At 33.8% G+C, this 22,766-nt stretch carries 25 protein-coding genes; 24 read left to right on the plus strand and 1 reads right to left on the minus strand.

Translation table 11 applies throughout. The annotated features are described in order from the left end of the window. The first annotated feature begins 140 nt into the window (after positions 1 to 140). The 15 genes from JDW14_02745 to JDW14_02815 all read left to right on the plus strand — a co-directional run bounded on the left by JDW14_02745 (position 141) and on the right by JDW14_02815 (position 13,464). Positions 141 to 923 (plus strand): TatD family hydrolase, encoded by a 783-nt coding sequence (locus JDW14_02745; protein QQD66482.1) that lies wholly within the window; start codon positions 141 to 143, stop codon positions 921 to 923. Continuing rightward, positions 916 to 1,479: a ribonuclease M5 gene (rnmV, locus tag JDW14_02750; protein ID QQD66059.1), complete on the plus strand. Its 564-nt coding sequence runs from the start codon at positions 916 to 918 to the stop codon at positions 1,477 to 1,479. The genes JDW14_02745 and rnmV overlap by 8 nt, the downstream gene beginning before the upstream one ends. 10 nt (positions 1,480 to 1,489) lie before the next feature. Further along, positions 1,490 to 2,380, plus strand: coding sequence for a 16S rRNA (adenine(1518)-N(6)/adenine(1519)-N(6))-dimethyltransferase RsmA (gene rsmA, locus JDW14_02755; GenBank protein ID QQD66060.1), 891 nt, complete (start codon positions 1,490 to 1,492; stop codon positions 2,378 to 2,380). Positions 2,381 to 2,730: 350 nt separating this feature from the next. Then, a complete protein-coding gene (locus JDW14_02760; GenBank protein ID QQD66061.1) occupies positions 2,731 to 3,678 on the plus strand; it encodes an ATP-binding cassette domain-containing protein in 948 nt (315 codons plus the stop codon). Between the two features lie 4 nt (positions 3,679 to 3,682). Then, a complete protein-coding gene (locus tag JDW14_02765; GenBank protein QQD66062.1) occupies positions 3,683 to 4,462 on the plus strand; it encodes an ABC-2 family transporter protein in 780 nt (259 codons plus the stop codon). A 1-nt stretch (position 4,463) separates the two neighbouring features. Further along, on the plus strand, positions 4,464 to 5,237 hold the full coding sequence (locus JDW14_02770; protein QQD66063.1) for an ABC-2 family transporter protein: 774 nt from the start codon (positions 4,464 to 4,466) through the stop codon (positions 5,235 to 5,237). A gap of 149 nt (positions 5,238 to 5,386) precedes the next feature. Then, complete coding sequence (locus JDW14_02775) at positions 5,387 to 5,629, plus strand: Veg family protein (GenBank protein ID QQD66064.1); 243 nt, start codon at positions 5,387 to 5,389, stop codon at positions 5,627 to 5,629. Between the two features lie 179 nt (positions 5,630 to 5,808). Continuing rightward, positions 5,809 to 6,504 carry a GntR family transcriptional regulator gene (locus JDW14_02780; GenBank protein QQD66065.1) on the plus strand — a complete coding sequence of 232 codons (696 nt, stop codon included), beginning with the start codon at positions 5,809 to 5,811 and terminating at the stop codon, positions 6,502 to 6,504. Further along, positions 6,497 to 7,381: a triphosphoribosyl-dephospho-CoA synthase CitG gene (gene citG, locus JDW14_02785; GenBank protein ID QQD66066.1), complete on the plus strand. Its 885-nt coding sequence runs from the start codon at positions 6,497 to 6,499 to the stop codon at positions 7,379 to 7,381. The genes JDW14_02780 and citG overlap by 8 nt, the downstream gene beginning before the upstream one ends. Before the next feature lie 148 nt (positions 7,382 to 7,529). Next, positions 7,530 to 8,162 carry a GntR family transcriptional regulator gene (locus tag JDW14_02790; GenBank protein QQD66067.1) on the plus strand — a complete coding sequence of 211 codons (633 nt, stop codon included), beginning with the start codon at positions 7,530 to 7,532 and terminating at the stop codon, positions 8,160 to 8,162. A gap of 136 nt (positions 8,163 to 8,298) precedes the next feature. After that, positions 8,299 to 9,186: a hypothetical protein gene (locus JDW14_02795; protein ID QQD66068.1), complete on the plus strand. Its 888-nt coding sequence runs from the start codon at positions 8,299 to 8,301 to the stop codon at positions 9,184 to 9,186. Between the two features lies 1 nt (position 9,187). Further along, a complete protein-coding gene (locus tag JDW14_02800; GenBank protein QQD66069.1) occupies positions 9,188 to 9,916 on the plus strand; it encodes a PIG-L family deacetylase in 729 nt (242 codons plus the stop codon). 6 nt (positions 9,917 to 9,922) lie between these two features. After that, positions 9,923 to 10,606, plus strand: coding sequence for an RraA family protein (locus JDW14_02805; protein QQD66070.1), 684 nt, complete (start codon positions 9,923 to 9,925; stop codon positions 10,604 to 10,606). A gap of 10 nt (positions 10,607 to 10,616) precedes the next feature. Beyond that, complete coding sequence (locus tag JDW14_02810) at positions 10,617 to 11,594, plus strand: TAXI family TRAP transporter solute-binding subunit (protein QQD66071.1); 978 nt, start codon at positions 10,617 to 10,619, stop codon at positions 11,592 to 11,594. A 25-nt stretch (positions 11,595 to 11,619) separates the two neighbouring features. Next, positions 11,620 to 13,464: a TRAP transporter fused permease subunit gene (locus JDW14_02815; protein ID QQD66072.1), complete on the plus strand. Its 1,845-nt coding sequence runs from the start codon at positions 11,620 to 11,622 to the stop codon at positions 13,462 to 13,464. 77 nt (positions 13,465 to 13,541) lie between these two features. Here JDW14_02815 and citC read toward each other — a convergent pair whose 3' ends face one another. Continuing rightward, complete coding sequence (gene citC / locus JDW14_02820) at positions 13,542 to 14,588, minus strand: [citrate (pro-3S)-lyase] ligase (protein ID QQD66073.1); 1,047 nt, start codon at positions 14,586 to 14,588, stop codon at positions 13,542 to 13,544. A gap of 236 nt (positions 14,589 to 14,824) precedes the next feature. Here citC and citD point away from each other — a divergent pair, with 236 nt between their 5' ends. The 9 genes from citD to JDW14_02865 all read left to right on the plus strand — a co-directional run bounded on the left by citD (position 14,825) and on the right by JDW14_02865 (position 22,747). Beyond that, complete coding sequence (gene citD / locus JDW14_02825) at positions 14,825 to 15,133, plus strand: citrate lyase acyl carrier protein (GenBank protein QQD66074.1); 309 nt, start codon at positions 14,825 to 14,827, stop codon at positions 15,131 to 15,133. Next, the gene (gene citE / locus JDW14_02830) at positions 15,121 to 16,008 is read left to right on the plus strand and encodes a citrate (pro-3S)-lyase subunit beta (GenBank protein QQD66075.1); all 888 of its coding nucleotides are present in this window, start codon (positions 15,121 to 15,123) and stop codon (positions 16,006 to 16,008) included. The genes citD and citE overlap by 13 nt, the downstream gene beginning before the upstream one ends. Position 16,009: 1 nt before the next feature. Next, positions 16,010 to 17,545, plus strand: coding sequence for a citrate lyase subunit alpha (gene citF / locus JDW14_02835; protein ID QQD66076.1), 1,536 nt, complete (start codon positions 16,010 to 16,012; stop codon positions 17,543 to 17,545). After that, complete coding sequence (gene citX / locus JDW14_02840) at positions 17,535 to 18,071, plus strand: citrate lyase holo-[acyl-carrier protein] synthase (GenBank protein QQD66077.1); 537 nt, start codon at positions 17,535 to 17,537, stop codon at positions 18,069 to 18,071. Before citF ends, citX begins: the two co-directional genes overlap by 11 nt. A 32-nt stretch (positions 18,072 to 18,103) precedes the next feature. Further along, on the plus strand, positions 18,104 to 19,396 hold the full coding sequence (locus JDW14_02845) for a 2-hydroxycarboxylate transporter family protein (GenBank protein ID QQD66078.1): 1,293 nt from the start codon (positions 18,104 to 18,106) through the stop codon (positions 19,394 to 19,396). Between the two features lie 122 nt (positions 19,397 to 19,518). After that, a complete protein-coding gene (locus JDW14_02850; protein QQD66079.1) occupies positions 19,519 to 20,904 on the plus strand; it encodes an oxaloacetate decarboxylase subunit alpha in 1,386 nt (461 codons plus the stop codon). A gap of 15 nt (positions 20,905 to 20,919) precedes the next feature. Continuing rightward, positions 20,920 to 21,231 (plus strand): OadG family protein, encoded by a 312-nt coding sequence (locus JDW14_02855; GenBank protein ID QQD66080.1) that lies wholly within the window; start codon positions 20,920 to 20,922, stop codon positions 21,229 to 21,231. A gap of 20 nt (positions 21,232 to 21,251) precedes the next feature. After that, a complete protein-coding gene (locus JDW14_02860) occupies positions 21,252 to 21,605 on the plus strand; it encodes a biotin/lipoyl-binding protein (GenBank protein ID QQD66081.1) in 354 nt (117 codons plus the stop codon). 11 nt (positions 21,606 to 21,616) lie between these two features. Next, positions 21,617 to 22,747: a sodium ion-translocating decarboxylase subunit beta gene (locus JDW14_02865; GenBank protein ID QQD66082.1), complete on the plus strand. Its 1,131-nt coding sequence runs from the start codon at positions 21,617 to 21,619 to the stop codon at positions 22,745 to 22,747. The last annotated feature ends 19 nt before the right edge of the window (positions 22,748 to 22,766 follow it).

Here is a 22,766-nt window from a genome sequence, read left to right on the forward strand (position 1 = left end):
AAGCCAGAACCCCCTCACTCGTACAATGTTTTGACAAATTGGGTAATGAGTGCTAATTTTAGATTGAAGTTTTGAGAAATGGAGGAAGTAGGGCATACTTTGTGGGGGATTATTCACATAAGGTATTGCCTTTAATCGAGATGAAATTATTTGATACACATACGCATTTGAATGCCGAACAATTTAAGGGTATTGAATTAGAAATTATTGAAAATGCTCGTAAGCAGCATGTTCATTATATGGCAGTAGTTGGCTTTGATGAACCAACGATTTTAAAAACGCTAGAACTTAGTGAACGATACGATTCAATCATTAGTGCAGTTGGCTGCCACCCAACAGAAGCTGGCAATTATACTGCTGAATTTGAGAAAAAATTAGAGCAGTGGTTAGAGTTACCAAAAGTTAAAATGCTAGGCGAGATTGGTTTAGATTATTATTGGGATGCTGCACCTAAATCAGTGCAAGAGAAAGTATTTCGCCGTCAAATTGCGATTGCCAAAGAACATAATTTACCGATTACCATTCATAATCGTGAGGCAACGGAAGATACATATCGCATATTAAAAGATGAGGGGATACCGACAGCTGGGGGTATTATGCATAGTTTTGGTGGTACTGAAGAAGAAGCAAAGAAATTTTTAGATTTAGGCATGCACATTAGTTTCAGTGGTGTGTTAACTTTTAAAAAATCGGAAGAAGTTCGTAAAGCAGCTCTTATTGTTCCGGAAAATCGTTTGTTGATTGAAACAGATGCCCCATATTTAGCACCTGTGCCTTATCGTGGTAAACGCAATGAACCAGGCTATGTTTATTATGTAGTCGAAACGTTGGCACAAGTAAGGGGCTGGGATATGGAAAAAGTAGCCCAAATTACGACTCAAAATGCATTTGATTTATTTAAATGGGAGCCTAATAATGAATAAACCACCGAAAGAAGTGATTGTGGTAGAGGGTAGAGATGATACAAAACGTTTAATTGAAACATTTGGAACTCAAGTTAAAACGATTGAAACAAATGGTTCAGCTGTCAGTCGTAATGTGCAAAAACAAATTCTCGCTGCAAGTGAGCAGTTTGGGATTATTATTTTTACTGACCCAGATTATCAAGGTGAACGGATACGTCGTATTGTAACTGAATTAGTTCCACAAGCTAAGCAAGCTTATTTGACGCAGCAAGAAGCATTCAGTGGTAAAGCACATAAAAGTTTAGGTATTGAACATGCGACACCACAAACGATTATTCATGCTTTGAAATCGGTGATGACACCAGTAAATGAAGAAGTTGCGATGATTGAGTTGTCAGATTTGATTCGTTTGCAGTTGATTGGACACCCACAAGCAGCAAAACGAAGAACTTGGTTGAGCGAACAGTTAAGAATCGGTCACTTAAATGGCAAACAATTACAGAAAAAATTAAGTTTATATCATATTTCCCTAGAACAAGTAGAAACAATATTATCAGAGTTAGAACATGGATAAGGAGACTTTAATGAGAGAATTTCGTCCTATTGCCACCCCAACACGTACGGTGGAAATTATGCGTCAGTATGACATTAAAATGAAAAAAAGTTTAGGGCAAAACTTTTTAGTAGAACCCCAAATATTAGAAAAAATGATAATGGCTGGTCAAATTGATAGCCAAACGACAGTTGTTGAAATTGGCCCAGGTATTGGAGCGTTGACAGAATATTTAGCACGCTCTGCAAAAGAAGTCGTTGCTTTTGAAATTGATTCTCGTTTTATTGAGATTCTAAAAGAAACATTAGCTGAGTATGATAATGTAACTGTTCATCATCAAGATATTTTAAAAGTCAATTTTGAAGATGATGCGTATCAATCTTTGCGTGATGCAGAACGATTGGTTGTTGTAGCGAATTTACCTTATTATATAACGACACCGATTATTATGAATTTGATTGAGAGCCAATTGTCATTCGATGCATTAGTAATGATGATGCAAAAGGAAGTTGCCGAGCGTATGACAGCGACAGTGAATACAAAATCCTATAATTCATTAACATTAGCGATTGAAAATTCGATGAAAGCAGAAATTGCCTTTATTGTGCCGAAAGGAGTTTTTATTCCAAAACCAAATGTTGATTCAGCCGTTTTAAAATTAGTAAGACGTGAACAAAACATTGTGCAGGTGGATAATCCGCAAAAATTACAAAAATTAATTCAAATTGCCTTTACGCAACGTCGCAAAACGATTTGGAATAATTTGCGTAGTCATGAATCGGAATTAGGTTGTACAGCCGAAAAAATTGAACAAGCATTGGAATCGGCTGCGATTGACAAAAGTCGTCGTGCTGAATCATTAACATTGCAAGATTATGCCATTTTGTATCAAGCGTTGGAAATGGGTAGCGTAGTTGGGTAGTGAGAACAGTGTTGAAATTTTTAGCGATAGGTAATTAATAGATGCCACAATATCTTTAAAATAAGTATTATAACCATATTAATCTTTCTGTAAGACAGGGGATTAGTATGGTTTTTGACTATTCTAGAAAATAGTATTTTTTACAAAATAAGTTGAAAATATATTTTCATTATTATACTCTATAAGTATAATTCCGATATAGAAATTTTCGGAAATATAAATCTACTGAAGGAAGACTGATTGACATGATAATGAAAAAATAAAGGCTATTATGTGTAGTTAGCATAATTATGGAAGTACTATACGTTAATTTTTGACGAATTAATTAATAAATTGAATGGAGTGATGATATGATTGAGGCAAAAGATATTCACTATATCTATCAAACTTTTGAGAAGTCAGATGGCTTTTTAGGGTCGATAAAAGATTTTATTAAGCGAGAATATCAAGCAGTTGTTGCCTTAGATAAGCTGAACTTTACGATTAAAGAGGGCGAGTTTGTCGGATTATTAGGTGCTAATGGTGCAGGTAAAACGACACTGATTAAGCTAATGACAGGTATTTTATCGCCTACTTCCGGTGAATTGCTGTGCAATGGATTTAATCCTTATTTGCGTCAGCCACAGTATTTGAAACATATTGGGGTTGTTCTAGGACAAAAGAGTCAACTTATTTGGGATTTACCTGCTAAAGAAACTTTAGAAATGCTGAAAGTTATTTATGATATTGAGCAACATAAGTATGAGCAACGTGTTGCTGAATTGTGCGAATTATTAAATGTCTCGCATAAATTGCAAGTGCCAGTGCGTAAATTATCACTAGGTGAACGGATTAAGTTTGAAATTATTTGTGCATTGATTCATTCGCCCAAGTTATTATTTTTAGATGAACCAACCATTGGATTGGATATAACAAGTCAAAAATCAATTCGCCAATTTTTGAAGTCGATTAATCAAAAGGAAAATGTGACAATTATTTTAACATCGCATTATATGCAAGATATTGAAGAAATGTGTCAGCGTGTCATTGTCTTATCAAAGGGATGTATTTTAGATGATTTATCAATTGATGAGATTAAACAAAAATATACAGTAAAACGTGATATTATCATTACCTTTAAGGCTGAAGTGCCGGAATTTTTGGAGTCATATCAGTTACAGGATACGGTTGTGTCGATACCAGAAGAAGAGTATCAGACTCTAGCTAGTCAAATTGATTTAATGACGATTCGTTCAATGAATCAAGAAGAAAGCACGCTAGAAGACATTATTTTCCGTTTGTTCAATGAAAATGGGTGATGAGATGAAAAAGTATATCGTTATCTTTTTAAATCGAGTATCCGTACAATTGAGCTATAAATTTAATTTTCTAACGAATTTATTGAATAATTTATTAGGTGTTATCGTTGCTGCATTTACATGGATTGCCATTTACAATAGTTCTGCAAATGAAACGATTGGTGGTTTAACTTTATCACAAATGTTATTTTATATTGTTATCGTTAACTTTAGTACGGTATTGTTTTCGACTGAAACAGTTGTGAAACTGGGTTTACAAGTTCGTGTAGGAAAATTAACCACGCATTTATTGCGTCCATACTCTATTCTATTGCAATCATTTGCTGAGTATTTAGGGGATAGATTTATTTATTTAATCATTTATTTATCGCTTTTAGTCGCAAGTTTGGGTATAGGGTACAATCCATATTATCTTTTGAATGTCTTGTTATTTTTAATATGCAATGTGGTAATGTTTTTCATCTTAATGAGTTTGATTGGAAATTTAGGATTTTGGTTAATCCAAATGTGGCCACTTCGAGCAGTAATGAATGCTTTATATATGATATTGGGAGGGTTACTATTCCCATTGAACCTGTTACCAGAATCTGTGTATCATCTGTTGAGTAAAAATCCTTTTGCTTTAGTGGCTTATCAATATACACTTGCATTGCAAAATGAATTGACGATTGCTGAAATTCAGATGAATATTTTGGCAAGTATTGCTTGGGCAATTATTTGTTATGTAGCATTTAAAATGAGTTTCAAAAAAGGCTTATTGCGTTACGAAGGAATGGGGGCGTAATATGACAATCAAATTATTTAAAACATTAATTAGTCATAGTATTCAAGAATTGTTGATTAATCGTCAAACAGCGATGATTAGTTTTATATTAGGATTGATATTTTACTTACTAGAAGTAGTGGCTGGTATTGTATTTTTTGAACAGACGGACACGATGTTAGGGTGGAGTCGGCAAGATTATTTAGTATTGGTGACTACGGCGTCTACAATTTCTTTCTTGTATCAGACTTTATTTGCTGTTTCGCATGAAAATTTAACGGAAGTGATATTAGAGGGAGAATTGGACCACTCTATTATTCGACCTGTGGATTCCTTTTGGTATTATGCTTTATATCGCTTGGATTTTTCGAGTGCCTTGAATTTATTGGTAAGTTCGGGCGTATTGGTTTATTTGTTGAAAGATTATTCATTAACAATTGAGCAGACAATGATGTTTATTTTAGCGATTCTTTTAGCTGCATATTGTTTATTTTTATTAAATCAACTAGCTGTTTCCGTTTCATTTTGGAAAGATAATGCCAATAGTATTATAGGGCTACCTGAGTATTTAATGGAATTTTCTTCACGACCATTGGTAGTTTATCCAGGTGCTGTCCGTTTCATTTTTACGTGGTGTATTCCTTTATTGATTGGGGTCAATTTACCAGTATTAATCATTCGTCAAGAATCGTATTGGTTGAATTTAGTTTATTTGGTAATAGTAAATCTTTTAGGAACATATTTTGTTCGTTTCGTATGGGACAAGGGATTGAAACAATATGTTTCAGCCAATTGATGTTGATGCATCTGTTTCAATAAGGCACGAAATTTCTTGTAAATCTGAAATTAAATTTTAAAAATCCTATTGTACATTATTGAGATATGTGTTATTATTTTTCTTTTTGTCTATTTTGTGTTATGATAGATAGCAAAGGGGTTGAGACTATGCCAAATGATTTAGTTGCTATCAAGTCGCTTTTAGAAGAGAATGTTGGAGAAACAATTATTGTTACTGTGCAGATGGGCAGAAAGAAAAAAAGAGAACGTCGTGGTGTATTAAAAGAAACCTATCGTTCGGTATTTGTCGTAGATTTAGACCAAAAAGTTAATAATATTGATAGAGTTTCATATAGTTATCGTGATGTATTAACGCATGCAATTGATTTAGAGTTTGTTAATCAAAATTAAGGGTACTTCTTTCGGGAAGTACTTTTTTGTTTAAGCAAGGGAATGCATGTTAATAATGTATTAAAGAGAATTTCAGTTATTTAGTCACGTTATAGATAAATCAAGTACTAAAAATTGTTTTAAAAATGTAAGATTTCATGTATACTGCATATACAAGAGAGTGGTAAAAGGGGAGTAAAATGGAACAATTAATTGGAATAGTTAAAGAAAATCTTGATTTAAATACATCTAAAACATTAAATGAAGCAGTATATGAGGCTTTTCGTAAAAGTATTGTTTTAGGTCTTATTCCAGCTGGTACACGTATTAATGAAAAAGAATGTGCTACGCTATTGAATTTATCGCGTACTCCCATTCGCTATGCGATGAGTCAATTAAAAAATGAAGATTTAGTGACTCGTGTTCCGAAAAAAGGAATTATTGTCAAAGGAATTAGTATACGAGATGCTTTAGAAATTTTTGAAATCCGAAAATGGTTAGATACACTAGCGGCAATAAAAGCAATGGAGCGAATGAGTGATGATGATTTTGAAAAAATGCGGAGTTTGATTGATGAAGCACATCATTATGATGAAATCGAGGATATTGAAAAAGTTATTGATAATTTTAAACAGTTTAATAATTTTATCTATGAAAAAAGTGAAATGATTCGTTTAACTGCAATTGTCAACGAATTGCAAGCATATTTAAAATATTTTAGAGAAATTTCGCTGTTGTCAGATGCACGTCGTAAAGAAGCAATTGCTGAACATGAGATGATTTATCGAGGAATGAGAAATAAAGATATTAATCAAATTACATTAATTACGCATGAACATTTGGCGCATTCTCAACAATTTGTTATTTCAGAAATGGAGAAAAACCATATTGCTTAAAAAAATAAAGACAATTACTTCATTGGCAACACGTGCCATTTTATACGAGGTGTCGCTTTCTCCTAAGCCAGGATTAGTCGATAGGTTCAATAATGGTGCACATAATGACATGACATTTTATCATTTTATTGATAGTGCTTTTGCATTGCAACCTCATCTTGAAAATTATTTACGCATTGGTTATCAACAAAGTACTGATGACTTAAGTAAGTTATTTAATCAGTTGCGGCATGAGGGGCAATTAGCAGAACAAAGCATGTTTAATGTGACTGGAAATGTGAATACGCATAAAGGGCTTAATTTTGCATTTGCCTTAATTTTAGGTTCGATTGGTTATTATTTTAAAGAATATCCTGATGCAAATGAAATTGAGTTAAATATCATTTTTGATTATGTAAAGCAAATGGCAGAGCCATTAGTGAAGCAAGATTTTAAGGGTGTTACTGAAATAAATGCGAAAAGTTATGGGGAAAAATTATATGCTAAGTATGGTATTTTAGGACCTAGAGGTGAAGCGGCAACCGGTTATGCTTATTTGTTAAAAGAAATTTTGCCCTATATTGACCAGCGTTTAGAAGAACAAATTGATGAAGAAACAATCTACTTAGAAGTGCTATTGAAACTGATGTCCAATATAGAAGATGGAAATTTAATTCATCGAGGTGGCATTAAGCAATGGGAAGAAATAAAATTAGAATCAGCAAACTTGTTTCAAAAAATCAGCAATGGAGCTGATGTCCATTTGCTATTGAATGAGTATAATGAAATTTTAGTGAAACGCTATTTGAGTCCTGGTGGGGCAGCTGATTTATTGTGTGTAAGTATTTTTTTGACACATTTGAAGAGATGTGTAGGAAGAAAAAAAGACAGTGATTAATTGGCAACAATCTACCAGCGTAGTATTATTAGTATTTCAAATATTCGAAGTATGAATTGTGTAGAAATGATATTATTTTCTTGAATTAATAAAAGTTGTAGCTATAATAATATAAGGAAAGGGATAGATAATAGGATGGGATTAGGTTATGAATAAGACAGAATATATTTATCAGCAAATTAAGCAAGATATTATTTCAGGAAAATTAACACCAAATCAAAAGCTTGTTGAACAAGAAATTGCACAACAGTATTCAGCAAGTAGAAATACTGTGAGAAATTCATTATCATTATTAGAAAGCGAAAATCTAATTATTAGAGAAGCCAATAAAGGAGCAAAAGTAAGTAATTTTTCCATTTTTGATGTCATTCATATGTTAGATGTGCGAATTGAATTAGAAGGTTATGTTATCAGAACGGCGTTTCCCAATATTGATGAAGAGAAAATTAAAATGCTGGAAAATATTTGTTATTTAATGGAACAGACATCTGCATCAGAATTAGTTACGCATTCTGACTTAAATAATAAATTTCATTATATTATTTATGAAGCTTGTCCCAATCAGTATGCAGTACAGTTATTAAAAGATATTAAAAGTAAAGTGACAAAATATAATGTTCGTTTTTTTGCTATTCCGGAAAGGAAAAAAATTACATTACAAGAACATCGTAGTATTATTGACGCGATTAAAAATGGAGAATTAGAAGAAGCTGTTAAATTAAACATTGAACATGTTAAATCTATAAAAACATCGTATTTATCTCATCAAGAATTTTTTTAGTTGAAAATAGATTGTAATTTTTTAATTGCAGTCTTTTTTTTTGTTGACAATATAGGTGAAAGCGTTTATATTATAAATATAAACAACATTGTTGAACAATTTGTTTGAACAATGATAAAAATAAAGAGGTGGATTTATGGAAAATATTTTAAAAGGTGCTTATGATTTACATGTTCACTCTGGACCAGATATTATGCCGAGAAAGTTTGATGATTTAGAGTTAGCTGAAAGAATCAAAAATTCCGGTATGAACGGCTATGTAATGAAGTCGCATTATTTCAATACAGCTCAACGAGGCTATTTAGTAAAAAAAATTGTTCCAGATTGCGATGCGATAGGTGCTATTGCATTAAATCAATCAGTAGGAGGAATTAATTCATTGGCAGTAGAAATGGCGGCAAGATCGGGAGCAAAATTAGTATGGTTTCCTACAACTGATTCTGAAAATGAAATGTCATATGTTGATTTTGAAGATAAAAATAAAAAATTAGCGTTTTGGGCAAAAATTGTAAAGGAATTAAAAGATCAACAAGTTAATGTTCCAACTATTAACATATTAAAAAATAATGAATTGATACCTGAAGCTGTTGAGGTTTTAAAGACTATTGCTAAATATAATATGATATTAGCTACAGGACATTTATCACATGATGAGACATTCGCATTGGTGAAAAAAGCAAATGAGTTAGGTGTTAAAAATATTATTATCACGCATGTTGATTTTCCAACTACATTTTATAGTGTAGAAGAACAATTGGAGTTAGCCTCATATGGTGCGTATATGGAGCATTGTTATGTTACATGGAAATCTGGAAAAGTTGATTTTTCAGAAACAGTCAGACAAATTCGAGCACTCACACCAGAAAAAGTGATTTTGTCAACGGATTCAGGACAAGGCAGTAATCCTTTTCCAGATGAATGCCTAAAGGAATTTTCTGAAAAGCTAATGGAGAATGGATTCACATATGATGAAATTAGAACAATGATCGTTGATAATCCAAAAAAATTGTTAGGAGTAGAATAAAGTGATTAAAGGTAAAAATTTATTAGTATTTAGTGCACATGCTGCTGATTATGTTTGGAGATCAGGTGGAACAATTGCGAAATACGTTGAGGGTGGAGCGAATGTTACAGTAATTGTAATGTCATTTGGAGTGCGAGGAGAATCAAATGGATTGTGGAAAAAGGATAATCCTACGTATGAAAAAATAAGAGATATTAGAAAAAAAGAAACTGAAACTGCAGCAAAAATTTTAGGAGTAAATAATATTGAATATTGGGATTTAGTGGATTACCCTATTGATATTACTAAAGAATTAGAAGAAAGAGTCGTTTATACAATTAGAAAGACACGACCAGATTTAATTATTACACACGATAAAAATGATATATTAAATTTTGATCATAATAATGTGCATCAATTAGTTTGGAGAGCTAGTATTATGTCGAATTCTTCTGGCATTATTACAGAGGGTTATGATGTAACTAAGCAAATGAAAATTTATGGTTTTGAACCGCATCAGACTGAGATTAGTGGCTATGTTCCAAACCAAATTATTGATATTACTGATGTATTTGATAAAAAAGTTAAAGCAATGGAATGCTTCTTAGGACAAGACCATCTTATTGAATACTATAAACAACGTGCGATTATGAGAGGAAATCATGCAAGACGCATTTCGGGTAATAATGCTTATAAGTATGCTGAAACATTTGCTTCGTTCTATCCAGTAGTTACGGAAAGTTTGGTGTAATGTAATATGGTTAATGATAGATTTGGGTTCAGAATTGGTCCAGATATTAATAGGACGGAAAATATTGAAATTTATTCTAAATTAAAATTATTTGGGACACCGGCACTGAGTGATGGATTAAATAAATTTAATACACTTAGTTCCTCAATTAAGCCGATACAATCTGGAATTAAAATTGCAGGTCCAGCAATAACAGTAAAATTAAGACCTGCTGATAATTTAATGTTACATAAAGCAATATCAATTGCTAAAGAGGGTGATGTTATTGTAGTCGATACTGGTGGAACATATAATTATTCAATTTTAGGGGATTTAATGGCAACTAGTGCATTTAAAAAAGGTATTGCAGGTTTTGTTATTGATGGATGTATTAGAGATATTGATGAATTAATCGAGAAAAAATTTCCTGTGTTTACATGCGGAGTTACGCCGGCAGTAGGAGATAAAGATGGTCCCGGAGAAATAAATTATCCAATTAGTTGTGGAAATGTAGTAGTTATGCCAGGTGACTATATAGTAGGTGACGATAATGGTGTGGTAGTTATTCCACCAGATTTTGTTAATCAAATAGTAGAAAAAACTATTGCAAAGTTAGAGTATGAAGAGCGTCGTAAAAAAGAAATAGAGAATAATATTATAGATAAACCAGATATTGATGCAAAACTTCGGAAGTTAGGAATAATAGAATAGGGGTATAATTATGATTTGCAAAAAAAATAAACTTGTTTTTTTAGTTTTCAGCATACTAGTAAGTGCAATATTAAATACATCTTTTTTAATTGTAAATGCCCAGAATAAACAGGATATCGTAATTGGAACAGGTGGTACAGCTGGAACTTATTATGTTGTGGCAGCTGCAATGGCAAATGCAGTAAATCAGAATTCTGATTTAGTCAATGTAATTGTTCAACCTACAAATGGATCACTCGAAAATTTAAATTTAGTTCATAATGGAGATATCCAAATGGGAATGTCTAATTCTGACGGTGTTTACTTTGCTGCAAATGGTACAAATACGTATGAATCCGTTGGAAAATTAAACATTAAAGGCTTAATGTCACTTTATATGAGTGCGGGACAAATGGCAACATTAAGAAAATCAGGGATTGAAACTTATGCAGATTTGAAAGGAAAAAAAGTAGTTTTAGGACCGCAAGGAACAACGATTGTAGAAATGTCAAAAGCAATTTTAAGAGCATATAATATTGACCCAGAAAAAGATATTACTCCATTTTATTTATCTTTTGATGAAGGATTGCAAAAATTAACTGATGGTGAAATTGATGCAACATTTTTTGTGGCTGGTGTTCCAACTTCTGCTATGATAAATGCTACGTCTACAAATGATATTAGATTAGTTGATATTAGTGATGAGATTGTAAAAACTATTTCAGAAAAGTATTCATATTATAAACCATATGTAATTCCTGGTGGAACATATAAAGGCATTGATGAAGATGTTAATTCATTCAAAATTATGACTGAAGTTTTTATTGGAGCAGATGTTCCGGAAGAAATTGCATATGAATTTGTTAAACAGGCACTAGAACACCTTGATGAATACAAAGAGTCACATGTTGTTGCGAAAGAAATATCTTTAGAACAAGTAGCTAAAACAAGTGCAGAATTACATCCGGGTGCAAAAAAATATTATGAAGAGGTTGGAGCATTAGATTAAGGGGGATTTTTAGGTGGGTAATGATATGAATACTTCAAATACAATGAATCAAATCATTAATAAGGCTTTATTGTTAATTGCTATTGCACTTGCGATTTTTCACCTGTACTCTGCTTCGTTTGGTGTTATGCCGGCATATATGCAAACCTCAATCCATTGGAGTTTAGTAGGATCCTTTATTATTCTCAATAATTCTTTGAAATTTAAATTTGGAAGATTAATTGATATTATCATTGTAGGATTAATATTTTTTGTAAGTTTTTATAATATAAATTTACAAGAAAAGTTTATTCAAAGTGCAGGAATATACTCTAAAAACGATGTTATTGTAGGGATTATAGCACTAATAATAGCAATTGAAGCAGCAAGAAGGGTTATTGGTATTATTTTACCGCTAATATCGATAATTTTTATTACTTATGCATATTTTGGGAATTTACTACCTGGAATGCTAAAAACTGCGCCATTTACTATCAATAGAATAGGCATATATTTGTTTACTTCAAATGATGGACTTTTTGGTCAAACTCTATATGTTTCAGCTCAATATATATTCTTATTTGTATTATTTGGATCTATATTAAGTTTAACAGGAGCAGGGAAATTTTTTGTTGATATTGCTTTTGCGTTGACAGGTGGTATTAAAGGTGGACCTGCACAAGCAGCAGTCTATTCAAGTATGTTAATGGGTACGATTAACGGTTCCGGTGCAGCAAATGTCGTGACAACCGGTACATTTACAATTCCGCTGATGAAACAAACTGGGTTTAAGTCAGCGTTTGCTGGGGCTGTAGAAGCAGTAGCATCAAATGGTGGACAAATTATGCCGCCTGTTATGGGGGCTGTGGCATTCTTAATGGCTGAAATGACAGGGATTAGTTATGGTACAATTGCATTAGCTGCTTTTCCAACGGCAGCTCTGTATTATCTAACACTTTCGATGTCTGTTTATGTTGAAGCAGGTAGAAAAGGTGTAACATCATTACCAAAAGATAAAAGATTGGATGCTAGGGCAGTATTTAAAGAAGGTTGGTTATTTTTGGTTCCTCTCTTGGTACTAATTATTATGTTAATTTCTGGATATAGTGCTCAAAAATCAGGTTTTTATGCAATTATTGTTTCGCTTATAGTTGGGCTTATTAAGGATCCTAAGCAGATTACCGTTAAGAATTTGATTGAAGCATTTTTCAGTGCAGCTAAAGGAATTGCGCCAATTGCAGCAGCATGTATTCTTGCAGGTGTAGTGATGGGCGTATTAAATCTAACGGGATTAGGATTAAAAATAAGTAGTTTAATTATTCAAATATCTGGAGGTAATGTATTGCTTGCATTAGTATTAGCAATGCTGACTAGTTTAGTTCTAGGTATGGGGTTGCCCACTTCAGCTGCATATATGGTCTTAGCTATTTTAGTTGCTCCTGCGTTGGTAGAAATGGGTATTCCAGTTCTTGCTGCTCATCTGTTTATTTTATATTTTGGTGCTCTATCAACTATTACTCCACCAGTCGCATTATCAACTTTTGCAGCTGCTGGAATTGCTGAATCAAATATTTGGGAAACAGGTATTCAAGCTATGAAGTTAGCAATTGCAGGATTTATCATTCCATTTATATTTTGTTTTGCACCTGAATTATTGTTAATTGGAGACATTTCACAAATTTTTATTACGATATTTACTGCAGTATTAGGATGTATTGGCTTATCTATTGGACTTGGTGGGTGGTTCTTAAGAGAGCTTAACCTTTTACAACGAATATTAGTTATCTTAGGTTCGATTTTTATGATAGTACCAAATATTTTAATTAGTATAGTAGGTTTTTGTTTAACGACATTAATTTTATATACCAATCTTAAGTTAGCTAAACCATAAGAGACAAATTTGTAATAATCAATTAAGACGTTGAATATGGATGCATTCCATGCTCAACGTCTTTTGAATCATTTATCTTAATAATGTCTTACCTCATCCATTTGCTTAATTGCCGCAATAATTTCTTTCCCTTTTGTAGAAGATAAAAAGTCATAGGTTGTAGGTGGCACCATTTTTTGTACAAAATCTATACGATTTTCTTTTAAATATTGTCGCACAGTCGAAGCAGAAATAAATCCATGTTCATTTTCCATACGTGGAACAAGGATAACATCAATGCCAGCTTTATGTAGAACCTTGTGCATAGTTTGATTGTAGATGTCGGTCGTCGGACTAAATGGTTCCGTACCGACATAGCGTTTTGTAATGCCTAAGTGTTGTGCAATTTGTGTAAAAATATGGCAATCAACATTGGTTTGGCTTGTAATCACATCAGTTGAATCTTTTTGAAAATAACTTGGAAAGGTTGCTGAACTAATTAAATAAGGACCTGTGCTATGAATGAAGACATTCTTAAGATGTGCAGTACCTTTTTCTACTAGTTCTTTTCGTACTGAATAGGGGAAGACGCTCGCATCTTCTTCGACAATAAATAAGTGTACACTATCATTTTCACTAGCTGCTTTTTCGATTAAATACTGATGTCCCAATGTAAAAGGATTACAGTTCATAACGAGTGCAGCCGTTGATTGATTGGCTTGGACTGATATATTTGTCAATTGATTTAAGTAATCTTTAAAGCCGTCTCGTTTATTTTCCATAAAAACAATTTGGTTTTCAATATAGGCGATTTCGTAAAATCCTAAGTCCTTAAATTGATAGCGACAAGATGCTTTCGTATATAAGAACAAATGGAAATTACCACGTTCAAATTGTTCACTGACGAGATGTGAAATTAGTTTGTTCATCAATCCTTGTCCGTGATATTTACTATCGACAGCAATACAACGTAAGGTATTTTTAAAACAAGAACCTGTTGCGATTAATTGATTATCTTCATTGAATATCCCACAAGTGTAGTCTAAGTGTTTATCTAAGCGAATCTTTTCTTGTTCTAAAAGTTGAATCACTTTTTGAGTATGTCGCTTATTGAATGGATTAATCGGTACAACTTGATAATTCATAAAATCGCTCCTTTAGTTAGTCTATTTCATATTCTACATCAAAAAAAATGATTGTAAAACCACTTGATTGGCGGTATGTAAAGTACTGAATGGCTAATATTTTGATATAATGCTGTTTTGCCATTCTAAAACGCATACAAAAAGCCACGAAAAGAACACGTTTGCACTTTTGTTTAAAAAATATTGTTTTATAATAAAGGCAGTAAGTGAAATAAATAATTTATTGAGGTGAAAATATGAAGATTACAAAAACGGCTGTTGCCGGGACTGTAGAATCAAGTGATATTATGATTACAGTTTCGCCTAATGACGAAAATAAAGTCGTGATTAATCTGAATTCAAGTGTTGAAAAACAATTTGGTGCACGAATTAGAGAAGTCATTGAAAATACGCTAAAACATTTAGATATTGATTCTGTAACGGTTGAGGCAGTAGATAAAGGAGCCTTGGATTGTACGATTCAAGCGAGAACAATTATCGCAGTCAATCGTTCATTGGATGTCACAAAATATAACTGGAAGGAGATAGATTCATGGAACGTTTAAGAAGAACAATGATGTTCCTCCCAGGTTCAAATGTGGCGATGTTACGAGATGCAGCCTTGTATGGTGCCGATTCAATTATGTTTGACTTGGAAGATTCAGTGTCTTTAAAAGAAAAAGATTCAGCTCGTGTACTAGTTCATTTCGCATTAAAAACTTTTGACTATTCAAATGTTGAAACAGTAGTGCGTATTAATGGCTTAGATGCTGGTGGTGATTTAGACGTTGAAGCAGCTGTATTAGGTGGCGTAAATGTTATTCGTTTACCAAAAACTGAAAATGCTCAAGATATTATTGATGTTGAAGCAGTGATTACCAAAGTTGAAGAAGAAAATGGTATTCCTGTAGGAACAACTAAAATGATGGCTGCAATTGAGTCAGCTGAAGGTGTATTAAATGCGAGAGAGATTGCGAAAGCAAGTACTCGTTTGATTGGGATTGCCTTAGGAGCTGAAGATTATGTGACTAACATGAAAACAAGACGTTATCCTGACGGACAAGAGTTATCATTTGCACGTAATATGATTTTACACGCAGCACGTGCAGCTGGAATTGCGGCGATTGATACAGTTTACTCTGATGTGAACAATACTGAAGGATTCCAAAGAGAAGTTTCCTTAATTAAACAATTAGGTTTTGACGGTAAATCAGTGATTAACCCGAGACAAATTCCATTGGTTAATGAAATCTATACACCGACTGAAAAAGAAATTGATAATGCGATTGCTGTCATTCAAGGAATTCGTGAAGCTGAAGCAAAAGGCTCAGGTGTTATTTCAGTTAACGGTAAAATGGTCGATAAACCAATTGTTGAGCGTGCTGAAAGAGTACTGGCATTAGCTAAGGCAGCTGGAATTATCGAAGAGGGGGACTATTAAAATGGTATTAAATAAATTAGGAAGAGAAATTCCTAATGTATACGCTGAAAAAAAAGGTGTTTATGTTAGTGAAACTGAAAATATTAAGCCATTTACAGAAGCAAATCGTGAAATCAATCCAGTTATTCCAGGTAAAGGAAAATTAGTTGAATCAATTCGTGAGGCGATTAAGAAAACGGGATTAAAAGACGGTATGACAATTTCTTTCCACCACCATTTCCGAGAAGGAGATTATGTACTTAATATGGTAATGGAAGAGATTGCTAATTTAGGTATCAAAAATCTTTCAATTGCACCGTCTTCAATTGCGAATGTTCATGAACCTTTAATCGACCATATTAAAAATGGTGTGGTAACGAATATTACATCGTCTGGTTTGCGTGATAAATTAGGTGCAGCTATTTCATCAGGAATTATGGATAATCCAGTAATTATTCGTTCTCATGGTGGACGTGCACGTGCGATTGTTTCAGGAGATGTACATATTGATGTTGCCTTTTTAGGAGCACCAAGTTCAGATGAATATGGAAATGTGAATGGTACAGTGGGTAAAGCAACGTGTGGTTCGCTAGGTTATGCGAAAGTCGATGCAAAATATGCAGACCAAGTAGTGATTATTACCGATACTTTAGTAGAGTATCCAAATACACCAATTAGTATTCCACAGCATTATGTTGATTATGTGGTTGTTGTTGATGAAATCGGTGACCCAAATGGAATTGCTAAAGGTGCAACACGTTATACAAAAAATCCTAAGGAATTATTAATTGCTGAATATGCGTCTAAAGTGATTACACACTCACCATACTTCAAAGAAGGATTTTCATTCCAAACAGGTACAGGTGGTGCGTCATTAGCGGTTACACGTTTCTTGCGTGAAGCGATGATTAAAAACGAAGTGAAAGCATCATTTGCTTTAGGTGGAATTACGAATGCAATGGTTGAATTATTAGAAGAAGGCTTAGTGGATAAAATTCTCGATGTACAAGATTTTGACCATTATTCAGCTCAATCAATGGGACGTAATGAAAATCATTATGAAATTGATGCAGATATGTATGCTTCGCCATTTAATAAAGGTGCTGTTGTCAACATGTTAGATGTTTGTATCTTATCAGCTTTAGAAGTTGATACAGACTTCAATGTTAACGTCTTAACAGGTTCAGACGGTGTGATTCGTGGTGCGTCTGGTGGACATTCAGATACTGCTTTTGCTGCGAAAATGAGCATGGTAATTGCTCCATTAATTCGTGGCAGAATACCAACAATCGTTGAACAAGTTAATACGGTGATTACACCGGGAACTTCAGTTGACGTTGTTGTTACCGAAGTTGGTATTGCGATTAATCCAGCTCGTCAAGATTTAGTAGAGCATTTTAAAGATATTAAAGTGCCAATCTTGACAATGGAAGAATTGAAAGAAAAAGCATATAGTATCGTTGGTAATCCTGATCCAATTCAATACGGTGACAAATTAGTTGCCTTAGTCGAATATCGTGACGGTACAATTATTGATGCAGTTTACAATGTTGATTAATCAAGTATTTAATGGCACAACTGTTTCACTTTTAGAAATGCTAGATGCCAAAGAAGAACGTCAAGCGATTCAACAGCGATTGATAACAAAGTATCCGCAAGCTACTTTGTTATCAATTACCTTGAATATTCCAGGTGAAGTAAAAAATTCGATTGTTTTAGAACAATTTTTTAATCAGCAATTGAATGAATTACAATCGCTATATCAAGATAAAGTGATTGAACAAAGTGTTTTTAATAAATTTACTGGTAATGAAGCATTTCTTGTTATTGAAATGGAGCCGTTAAGATTAAAAAAACAATTGATTGAGTTTGAAGAATCTCAACCGGTCAGACGTATATTAGATTTAGATGTATTGTATTTAAATAATCAAGAGTTAACAGTCGTTAGTCGAAAAGATTATCGATTGCCGTCACGTCGGTGTCTAGTGTGTGAACAAGACGCCAAAATTTGTGGACGTGAACGAAAACATTCCGTTGAAGCAATTCAACAAAAAATAATTGAGTTACTAAGTTCATCAACGTAATGTAACGAAAAAAATATAAAAAGAGGTGTAGTATGAAAGAATTAAAGATTTTTGGTTTAAAATTACCAATCTTTGCGATTATTTCAGTTGTGGTATTAGCTGCCATGTATATGGGAGTGTTATCTAAAGATTTAGCCGGTGGTATTGCCGTAATGCTTGTATTAGGTATTATTTTTAATGAAATTGGTGAACGTATTCCGATTTGGAATGACTATGTTGGTGGAGGATTAGTTTTAGCATTTATTGGAACTGCATTCTTAGTTCAATATAATCTTATTCCAGCAGACTACGTAGAATTAATGGATAAAGTAACAAGTAAGCCAATGGGAATGCTAAACTTCTTTATCATTGCATTAATTACTGGTTCAATTTTAGGGCTAAACCGTAAATTAATGATTAAATCATTCTCTGGATACATCCCAGCTATTATTGGTGGTTTAATTGGTGCTGGTCTTTTTGGAGTTGTAGCCGGATTATTCTTCGGTGTTTCTCCAGCAGATACAATTTTAAAATATGTTTTACCTGTTATGGGTGGAGGAAATGGTGCAGGTGCTGTTCCATTATCTCAAATTTATGAACGTGTTACTGGTGATGCTGCAGCAAACTACTATGGCTTTGCGATTGCTATTTTAACGATTGCAAACATCTTTGCAATTATTGCCGGGGGTGTCTTAAAAGCAGTTGGTGAGAAAAAACCTTCTTGGACAGGCGATAAAAATAGCTTAATTAGAAGTGATGAAGAAATCGTTGTTGAAAAAGAAACATTCAAAATTGGAATTAAAGATTATGCAGGTGCAGTTCTTTTAGGTTTAGCGTTCTATCAAGCTGGACGTATTTTATCAGAATTCTGGGATGCATATATTTTACCGTCAATTCCAATTCACCAATTTGCATTTATGATTATTTTAGTAGCATTAGCAAATGGATTAGGTGTAATTCCAGGTAATTTAAGAATGGCAGCTAAAGATGTTCAAACATTCTTCACTAAAAACTTAGTATTAGTGATTATGGTTGGTGTTGGGGTTTCAACTGACTTAAATGAATTATGGGCTGCGATTACTCTAGGTAATGTTGTGATTGCATTAGCGATTGTTATCGGATGTATTTTTGGTTCAGCGATTGTTGGTTGGTTAGTAGGCTTCTATCCAGTTGATACAGCTGTAACAGCAGGATTATGTATGGCAAACCGTGGTGGTTCAGGAGACTTAGCCGTTTTAGGTGCTGCTGACCGTATGGGATTAATGTCATATGCACAATTATCTTCACGTTTAGGTGGAGGTATGGTATTAGTTATTGCTTCAATTTTATTTGGATTTTTCTTCTAAAATAAGACTTTAATCTAATAATGAATAGTTGACAGCATTGCGAATGATGAACAACAAGCGTCGGTGCTTAATGATATAGGCACTGACGCTTTTATTAAGTTTAAAATAAAGGAGTCAAAAAATTGGAAAATAAACATTCAGTTAAAATTACCGAAACAGTTTTAAGAGATGCTCATCAAAGTTTAATGGCGACACGTATGCCGTTTGCAGATATGGAACCAATTTTACCTGTTTTAGATCAAGTGGGTTACGCTTCTTTAGAATGCTGGGGTGGCGCTACCTTTGACGCATGTATTCGATTCTTAAATGAAAATCCATGGGAACGATTAAGAAAGATTAAAAAATTAGTTCCTAATACTCCGTTACAAATGTTATTACGAGGACAAAATTTACTTGGTTATCGCCATTACGCCGATGATGTGGTAGAAAAATTTATTGAAAAAGCTGCTATCAATGGAATTGATATCTTTCGAATTTTTGATGCATTAAATGATTTTAGAAATGTGCAAAAATCAATTGAAGTGGTACAGAAATTTGGTAAAGAGGCTCAAGTTGCGATTGCTTATACGACAAGCCCGATTCATACTGTTGAGTACTATGTTGAATTAGCTAAAGAAATTCAAGCAATGGGAGCAGATACTATTTGCGTAAAAGATATGGCAGGAGTTTTAACACCGGAAGACGGTTACCGTCTAGTTAAAGCGATTAAAGAACAAGTAACCATTCCAGTGATTGTGCATACACATGCGACAAGTGGTTTATCACAAATTACCTTGCAAAAGGTCGTGGAGGCAGGTGCAGACCGAGTGGACACAGCAATTTCTCCATTGAGTGAGGGAACGAGTCAACCGGCTACTGAAGCGATGATGATGAGTTTTGAAGAGGCTGGATATTCTACTGGTTTAAATAAAGAAAAATTAGAAGAAGTAGCCAACTACTTTAGGGGCTTGCGTGATAAGTATTTAGAAAAAGGGATGATTGACCCTAAAATGTTAATGCCAGACCCACGAGCGTTAATCTATCAAGTGCCAGGTGGTATGCTTTCAAATATGTATTCACAACTAAAACAAGCAGGGTTAGAATCAAAATACGAAGAAGTGTTAGCAGAAGTACCGAGAGTGCGTAAAGATTTAGGTTATCCACCATTAGTAACACCATTAAGTCAAATGGTTGGAACACAAGCAACAATGAACATTATTACTGGTGAACGTTATAAAATGGTTTCAAATGAAGTGAAAAACTATTTAGTCGGTAAGTATGGAAAATCACCAGTGCCAGTAGAAGAATCGTTTAGACAAAAATTAGTTGGTGATGCTATTGTGATTCATCATCGACCAGCTGATGATTTGGAAGCTGAATTTGCGCATTTGACGCATGAAATTGGTGAGCTATCTCAAAATGATGAAGATACACTCATCTATGCACTGTTCCCAGAAGTGGGTAAAAACTTCTTGAAAAATTATTATCAGCCAGAACCTGAGGTTGTTAGAATTCAAGCATATCTATAAGAGAGGAGTAGTTGTGTGGAATATTCAATTATGGAAGTCATTAATTTGACCTTTTCAGCTATTACAATCGTATTTATCGTTTTAACAGCGATTATGTTCTCGATAAATTTAGTTGGAAAGATTGTTGAAAAATTTGAACAGTCAACACCAGTGGAAACAAGTGCAGCTAATGTCACTGCACCAACACCTGTTCAAAAAGAAAATACATTAAAAGAAATCTTTGCTGAGGATAATTATGCTCAAGTAGCAGCTTTAGTTGCCTTGACTCAAGCAAGTGAGAATGAACAAGATAAACGATTTGAAATAGCATCGATTGTTAAAAAATAAAATAAAGATGAGGTAGAATAATGAAACGATATGAAGTAACCGTAAATGGACAAGTGTATGAAGTAAGTTTAAGAGAATTACAAGCAAATGAAACAGTTGCTACGACTACAACACAATCTGCACCAGCTGCTGCACCGACACCAACTGCATCGAATACTGGTGAGGGATTCAGTGTCAAAGCACCAATGGGTGGTGTCATTATGTCAGTAAAAGTGAAACCAAATCAAGTTGTTAAAGCTGGGGATACTTTATTCATTTTAGAAGCGATGAAAATGGAAAATGAAATTGTTGCACCACAAGACGGTGTTGTTAAATCAATCTTAGTTAATGAGTCACAGCAAGTAGAAACAAATCAAGAATTAGTGATTATCTAGGGAGGTCTACTATGTTAGAGATTATTGGAGAACTCATTTCTAGTTCAGGATTTGGTGCAATGACAGTGCAAAATTTTATTATGATTGCACTAGCATGCTTTTTCTTGTATTTAGGAATTAAAAAGCAATATGAACCTTATTTAATGGTACCGATTGCTTTTGGTATGTTGTTAGCGAACTTACCAATATCTGGTGTAATGGAAGCAGCGAATGGAACAGACCCAGGTGGCTTATTGTATTATTTATATCAAGGGACTAAACTAGGGGTTTATCCACCACTTATTTTCTTATGTTTAGGAATTGCGACAGACTTTGGCCCATTAATTGCTAATCCAGTCACTTTATTATTAGGTGGTGCTGCACAAGCAGGAATTTTTGCAGCTTTCTTTTTAGCGATTATGTTTGGTATGACACCTGAAGAGGCTGCTTCAATTGGTATTATTGGAGGGGCAGACGGTCCAACTGCGATTTTCACTACGACACGTTTGGCACCACATTTATTATCAGCGATTGCGGTTGCAGCCTATTCTTATATGGCATTAGTACCAGTTATTCAACCACCAATTATTAGAGCTTTGACGACTAAAGCTGAACGTCAAGTTGTGATGAAAGAGCAACGTAAAGTATCACAAACGGAAAAAATTATTTTCCCAATTGTTGTAACGATTTTAGTAAGTTTAATCGTACCAAGTGCTACAACATTAGTGGGGATGTTAATGTTAGGTAACTTATTACGTGAAATTAAGTTAGTTCCATTAATGACATCTGCTCTATCAAATACGATGATGTATATGATTACAATTTTATTAGGAATGACCGTTGGGGCGACAGCTAATGGCGATATATTCTTATCTCCGTCTACTTTATTAATCATTGCACTTGGATTAGTTGCTTTTTCAATTGGGACGGCTGGAGGAGTATTACTCGGTAAAGTTATGTATCATCTCTCAGGTGGTAAAATTAATCCGATGATTGGTGCGGCAGGAGTATCAGCTGTACCAATGGCAGCACGTGTTGTACATAAAGAGGGACAATTAGAAAATCCTGCCAACTTCTTATTAATGCATGCAATGGGACCAAATGTAGCGGGAGTTATCGGTTCAGCAGTAGCTGCCGGTGTATTGTTGGCGATGTTTGGGTAAGGGGAAAACCAAACCATAA

It is taken from the genome of Aerococcaceae bacterium zg-252 (assembly GCA_016237705.1).
GTDB classification, from domain to species: Bacteria; Bacillota; Bacilli; order Lactobacillales; family Aerococcaceae; genus Globicatella; species Globicatella yangjingiae.